Source organism: Pseudodesulfovibrio sp. (genome assembly GCF_028692895.1).
GTDB lineage: Bacteria > Desulfobacterota > Desulfovibrionia > Desulfovibrionales > Desulfovibrionaceae > Pseudodesulfovibrio.
Genome location: NZ_JAQUWN010000118.1, coordinates 1 through 6,166, shown reverse-complemented (window position 1 = coordinate 6,166; position 6,166 = coordinate 1). Strand labels below are relative to the sequence as shown.

At 68.5% G+C, this 6,166-nt stretch carries 3 protein-coding genes; 2 read left to right on the top strand and 1 reads right to left on the bottom strand.

Annotated elements, in window-relative coordinates:
* Nucleotides 1-945: AEC family transporter (locus tag PHP91_RS16905; RefSeq protein WP_300143589.1), on the top strand; the 945-nt coding region annotated here is incomplete at its 5' end.
* Nucleotides 946-1,048: 103 nt separating this feature from the next.
* On the opposite strand, the gene PHP91_RS16900 is transcribed toward PHP91_RS16905, so the two are convergent.
* Entirely contained in the window at nt 1,049-2,359 is a 1,311-nt protein-coding gene (locus PHP91_RS16900; protein ID WP_300143586.1) for a hypothetical protein, read from the bottom strand.
* A 181-nt stretch (nt 2,360-2,540) separates the two neighbouring features.
* Between PHP91_RS16900 and PHP91_RS16895 the strand changes: the two genes are divergently transcribed.
* Nucleotides 2,541-6,062 carry an FAD-binding and (Fe-S)-binding domain-containing protein gene (locus tag PHP91_RS16895; RefSeq protein ID WP_300143583.1) on the top strand — a complete coding sequence of 1,174 codons (3,522 nt, stop codon included), beginning with the start codon at nt 2,541-2,543 and terminating at the stop codon, nt 6,060-6,062.
* Nucleotides 6,063-6,166: the final 104 nt, after the last annotated feature.

The window sequence follows — 6,166 nt, the reverse complement described above, 5'->3', positions numbered from 1 at the left end:
CTTCCCCTGTTCCTCATCCTCGGCTTCGGCGTGGTCCTGGACGTCGCCGGGGTGCTGCCCCGGCAGACCGGGTCGATCATCGGCGCGTACGTGCTCTACGTGGCCCTGCCCGTCATGCTGCTGCGCATCCTGGCCGGGTCGTCCGTGGACGACATCATGCACGGCGGGTTCTGGGCCGCCCTGGTCGCCGCCCAGCTCATCATCTACGGCCTGACCTACGCGGGGGAGTTCTTCCTGGGGCGGCGCGGCCACGGACCGGCGGCCGCCATCGCCATGGCGTCGAGCTGCTGCAACGCGGCCTTCATCGGCCTGCCCGTGGTCCTCAGCCTGATGCCGGGCAACCGCGAGGCCATGATCGCGGCCGGGCTGACCGTCATCATCCCCAATGCTGTCTTCGTGCCCTGCCAGATCGAGATGGAATTCCTCAAGCGCTCGGGCTCGGAGTCGGGCGGGGCCGTGGGCAAGATGGCCAAGGCCGTGTTCCTCAACCCGCTCATGCTGGGCATGTTCGCCGGGCTCGCCCTGGGGGCCACGGGCGTCGGGCTGTGGAAGCCCCTGGACAGGGCCGCCGAGCTGGTGGGCAACACCACCGCGCCGTGCATGCTCCTGGCCCTGGGCCTGGACCTGCGGGCCAAGCTGCGCGTCGGCCTCTCGGGCGACTGGAAGCGCCGTATGCCGCGCATCTCCGCCGTGGCCGCCATCAAACTGGTGCTCAACCCGATCCTGGCCTGGGCCCTGCTCTCGCTGTGCGGCGTCACCGGGACCTGGCTGGCCGTGGGCGTCATCCAGAGCGGCACGGCCACCGCGCTGGTCACCTACGTGGTGGCCGAAATCTACGGCTTCGTGTCCGAGGAGGTCGCCATGATCGCCGTGGTGACCAACGTCCTCAACCTGTTCTCCCTGGCCGTCATCGCGGCCGTGCTGCGCTCCATGGGGCTGATGTAGCGAGAGCGCCGACCACGCGAAAAAGCCCGGCCCCCCGCGTACGGAATGTACGCGGGGGGCCGGGCTTTTTCGCGCCGTGGCGGCGGGACGCGGCTTCGACCAGCTAACCCGCCGGGATGCCGAAGAGGGTCACGCCGAGGCAGACCAGGGCCAGGGCCGCGAAGAGCGCGGCGCGCATCCCCCGCCGGGCCACTGCCGCTTTGCCGGAATACAGAACGAAGAGCGCCACCAGGCATTGCAGGAAATAGAAGAGCGCAAAGGCGCGCGAGGCCTGGCTGATGATCTGGTAGACGTCGGTGAGCCAGGTCAGGCAGATGGACGCGGCCGAGACCAGCAGGTAGTTGTATTTGGCCGGAATCCGGCCCCGCAGGATCGCCTCCAACAGGCCGGAGCAGCCCGCGTCGTCGGCCGTGGAGGCCGAGAACTGACTGCCCACGGCGGTCAGGGTGAGGAGCAGGGGCAGGACCGGGGCGACGATGGCCGAGTAGCCCACGATGGCCGTGATGGAGGTGTCCGCCACCGCCCCGCCGTGGCCGACGACCACGGCCATGAGCCCCAGGAAGACCACGTAGATGCCCGCCGACACGAGCTGGGCCAGGCGCATGGTCCGGATGCGCTCCCCGGCCGGATGCTCGGACCCGAGGAAGCGCGAGGTCTCGAACCCCTGGACCACGATGAGCATGCCCATGACCAGGCGCAGGATGCGGGGCGCGTCCCCGGCCACGGGCAGGGCGGCCAGGCTCCAGGTCCCGCGCGCCAGGGCCGTGGCGTTGTAGAGGACCAGCCCGGCCACGAGCGCGGCGATCATGGCCAGGTTGAGGCCCACCACCACGCGCTCCACCCGCTCGATGCCGGACAGCCCGCGCAGGGCGCCGGTGACGCCGATGCCCGCCAGGATGGCCGTGACCAGGACCTTGCCGACCCACGGGCTCTGCGCGGCGAAGTAGTGCAGCCCGAACCCGGCCAGGAGCTGGAGGTAGTAGGAGACCGAGACGCAGTAGGCCCCGGCCAGGGCGATGTGGGAGAGCTTTTCCAGCACGCTGGCGGCGTCGTGCCAGCCCACGCGCTGGGCCCCGGCGGCGTGGGCCGCGTGCAGCCGGTGCTCGCAACGGTCGCCCGCGCAGGCCGGATGGCGCTCGAAGAGCGGCTCGCCGTAGCGGATGTTGAAGCGGATGACCGCGCCCACGCCGTAGGCCAGGACGAGCAGCCCGGCCATGGCCCAGACCGCCCAGTTGCCGATGTTGGCGTAGAGCAGCGGCGCGCAGACCAGGAACCCGCTGCCCATGATGGAGGCGAGCGGCGTGACCATGGCCCGCCAGGTGGACGACCCGGCCAGCGGGCGGTAGAACAGCAACACCCCGCCCACGACCAGGGCGGTGGCGACGACGACAAGGCTGGAGGCCGGTATCGGCACGTAGCGAGACTCCTCTCCGTTTCCCTCGCGCCGGAAGCGGCGCGGGGAGGAGGATACGCCACATGCGGGGCGAGGGCAAACGCCCCCTTCCCATTTCGCTCCTCGTGCCTATACTTGCCATTCGGGGACAAAGGGCTTATTCCCTACCCCTTCGAAAACAAGCCCCTTGGAGTATATAGTCATGGCTCAACTCGGCCCGCATATTTCCATCTCAGACGAGCAGCTCATCACCCGCGCCCTGGGCGTGGTCGACATGGAGCGCTACCAGAACTGGCCCGACGAGGTCAAAAAGCTCGCCTGCAACCTGGCCGCCGAACTCTTCCTGGTGCGCTACAACCCCTTCATCGATCCCGAGCTGGTCCGCAGCTCCGTGGAGCGGCGGCTCAACATGTCCAAGCCGCTCATCGACCGCACCTTCGCCAAAATCCTGACCATGGGCATCGAGCTCTTCTGGGAGCGCCACAACAACGAGCTCGCCTTCCGCGACGACATCATCCGCCGACTCGGGGCCTTCCTGCCCGAGGACGCCATCGGCAGCGAGCCGGGCTGCCGCATCGAGTCCGCCACCGACGCCACCGACCTGCGCATGGAGCTGCCCATGCTCGTCCTCTTTCCCGAGACCGAGGCGCAGATCCAGCATATCGTCCGGCTCGCCAACGAGATGCGCTTCGGCATCATCCCGCGCGGCGGCGGAACGGGCCTGACCGGCGGGGCCATCCCGGCCGAGGCGCGCTCCGTCATCCTCTCGCTCGCCCGGTTCAAGAAGGTCCTCGACATCGACACCACGGACCGGACCATCTCCGTCCAGTCCGGCGTCATCACCCTGAACGCCATCCAGGCCGCCGCCAAGAAGGGGCTGCTGCTCACCGTGGACCCGGCCTCCAAGGCGGGCTCCTCCCTGGGCGGCAACATCGCCGAGAACGCGGGCGGCCCCTTCGCCTTCGAGTACGGCACCACCATCGACAACATCCTGCGCTACCGCATGGTCCGGCCCGACGGCTCGCTCGTCGAGGTCCGGCGCAAGGACCACCCGCGCCACAAGATCTACAACGACGAGACCGCCGTCTTCGAGATTTTCGACCAGTCCGGCCAGCTCATCGACACCGTGGCCCTGCGCGGCGACGAGATCCGCGGCCAGGGGCTGGGCAAGGACGTGTCCAACAAGTACCTGGGCGGGCTGCCCGGCGTGCAGAAGGAGGGCGTGGACGGCATCATCACCGAGGCGACCTTCACCTGCCACCCGACCCTGGCCCACTCGCGCGTGCTTTGCATGGAGTTCTACGGCCGGTCCATGAAGAACGCCATGTACGTCATCAAGGACGTGGTCGGCCTGCGCGACACCATCCGCGAGGAGGGGGACCTGGTCAAGATTTCGGCCCTGGAGGAGTTCGGGGCCAAGTACGTCCGGGCCATCGAGTACCAGGCCAAGTCCATGCAGTACGAGGGCGACCCCATCTCCGTGCTCATCCTCCAGCTCGACTCCGACGACGAGACGGCCCTGGCCTCGGCCTGCCAGACCATCCTGGCCATCGCCCAGCCCTACGACGGCGTGGACGTCTTCATGGCCCGCAACGAGCGCGAGGCCGAAATATTCTGGGAGGACCGGCACAAGCTCTCGGCCATCGCCCGCCGCACCTCGGGCTTCAAGGTCAACGAGGACGTGGTCATCCCCCTCACGGTCATCCCCGAGTTCGCCGACTACCTGGAAACCCTGAACCTGGTCTACCTGGCCAAGATATACCGCGACACCCTGCTCAAGGTGGAAGACCTGGACGGCGTGAGCGGCCGCGACCCGGACATCGCCGAGGCGCGCAGGCGGATCAGGACCATCCTGGACGGCGAGATCACGGCCAGGGACATTTCCGAGACCGAGCAGGAGACGCAGTGCCGCTTCCTGTTCCTCAAGCTGCGCGACACCTATCCCCGGCTCGACCGCGAGATCAACGAGCTCTGGCACGAGCTGAAGCAGCGCCGCGTGGAGATCGCCAACCACATGCACGCGGGCGATGGCAACTGCCACGTCAACCTGCCGGTAAACTCCAACGACGCGGCCATGCTCGCCTCGGCCCACCAGGCGGCCGAGGAGGTCATGGCCAAGGTCAAGTCCATGGGCGGCGAGGTCTCGGGCGAGCACGGCATCGGCATCACCAAGATCGCCTTCCTGGACCAGGAGAAGATCGAGGCCCTGGCCGCCTACAAGAAGCTGGTGGACCCGAACGCGGTCCTCAACCCCGGCAAGCTCGTCCGGCGCGAACTGCCCAGCCAGCCCTTCACCTTCTCCTTCAACCGGCTCATCGGCGACCTGGACAATACCGCGCTGAGGGACAAGGAAGCGCTCATGGCGCTCCTTCGCAACATCCAGACCTGCACCCGCTGCGGCAAGTGCAAGCAAGTCTGCCCCATGTACTATCCCGACAAAGGGCTGCTCTACCACCCGCGCAACAAGAACATCGCCTTCGGCGCGCTCATCGAGGGCATCTACTACTCCCAGATTCAGACCGGCGAGCCCTCGCCCGCCCTGCTGGCCGAGCTGCGCTCGCTCATCGACCACTGCACGGCCTGCGGCAAGTGCCAGGCCGTCTGCCCGGTCAAGATCGACTCGGCCGGGGCCGCCCTGTCCATGCGCTCGTTCCTGGACTCCAAGGGCAAGTCCGGCCACCCGGTCAAGCAGTTCATCCTGCGCAACCTGGCCAAGAACCCGGCGGGCTCCCTGCCGACCACGGCCAAGCTGCTCTCCGTGGGCCAGTCCATCCAGGACAGGACCCTGGGCCTGGTCCCGGCCCGCTGGCTCGCGCGCATCCCGTCGCCCATCGCCAGCCGCACCCCGCACATGGACTACCACAACCTGTCCGAGGCCCTGCGCCTGGACCAGGGCTCGGTGTTCCGGAACCCCGGCGCGGACCGCGACGAGACGGTCCTCTACTTCCCCGGCTGCGGCGGCTCGCTCTTCTCCCGCTCCATCGGCATGGCCTCGGTCTACCTGCTGCTGCGGGCCGGAGTGAACGTGGTCCTGCCCGACCGCCACATGTGCTGCGGCTACCCGCTGCTCGCCTCGGGCTGCGAGGAGGCGTACAAGACCAACCGCCACCGCAACGTTCAGGCCTTCCTCGACCTGCTGGTCAAGACCGGCAAGGCCGGGCTCAAGGCCACCACCCTGCTCACGGCCTGCGGCACCTGCCGCGAGTCGCTCTCGAGCCACGACTTCTCGGGCGAGCTGGTGGAGCCGCTCGACCACCAGGACGTGGTCCAGTTCCTGCTGGAGCGCCTGCCCGCCGTGCGCCACACCGAGCCCGTGCTCTACCACGCCTCCTGCCACGCCGAGTGGGTGGACGCGCCCAAGGCCAAGGCGGCCGAGATCTACCGCTCGGCCCTGGAGAAGGCCACGGACACCCGGGTGGACCTCTCGCCCGGCTGCTGCGGCGAGTCCGGCCTGGGCGCGCTGACCAGCCCCGGCATCTACGGCAAACTGCGCGAGCGCAAGAAGATCCAGCTCACGGCGGACCTCGACGCGGACAAGGCGCGCCCCGTGGTGGTGGGCTGCCCGTCCTGCAAGGTGGGCATCAAGCGGTCCATGATGGAGCTCAAGCGGCCCAACCGGGTCCTGCACACCGTGGAGTACCTGGCCGAATGCGTGGGCGGCCCCAAGTGGAAGCGGGAACTGGACTCCCTGCTCGACGCGGTGGAGCGGAAGGGAGCCAACTGATCCGTCTCGCGCATTGACCGGGCGGTGACGGCGGGCTATGCTCCGGGCAAACACGGAGAAGCGCCATGCCCATCACCACCCGGCTGCTCACGTCCATCGCGGTC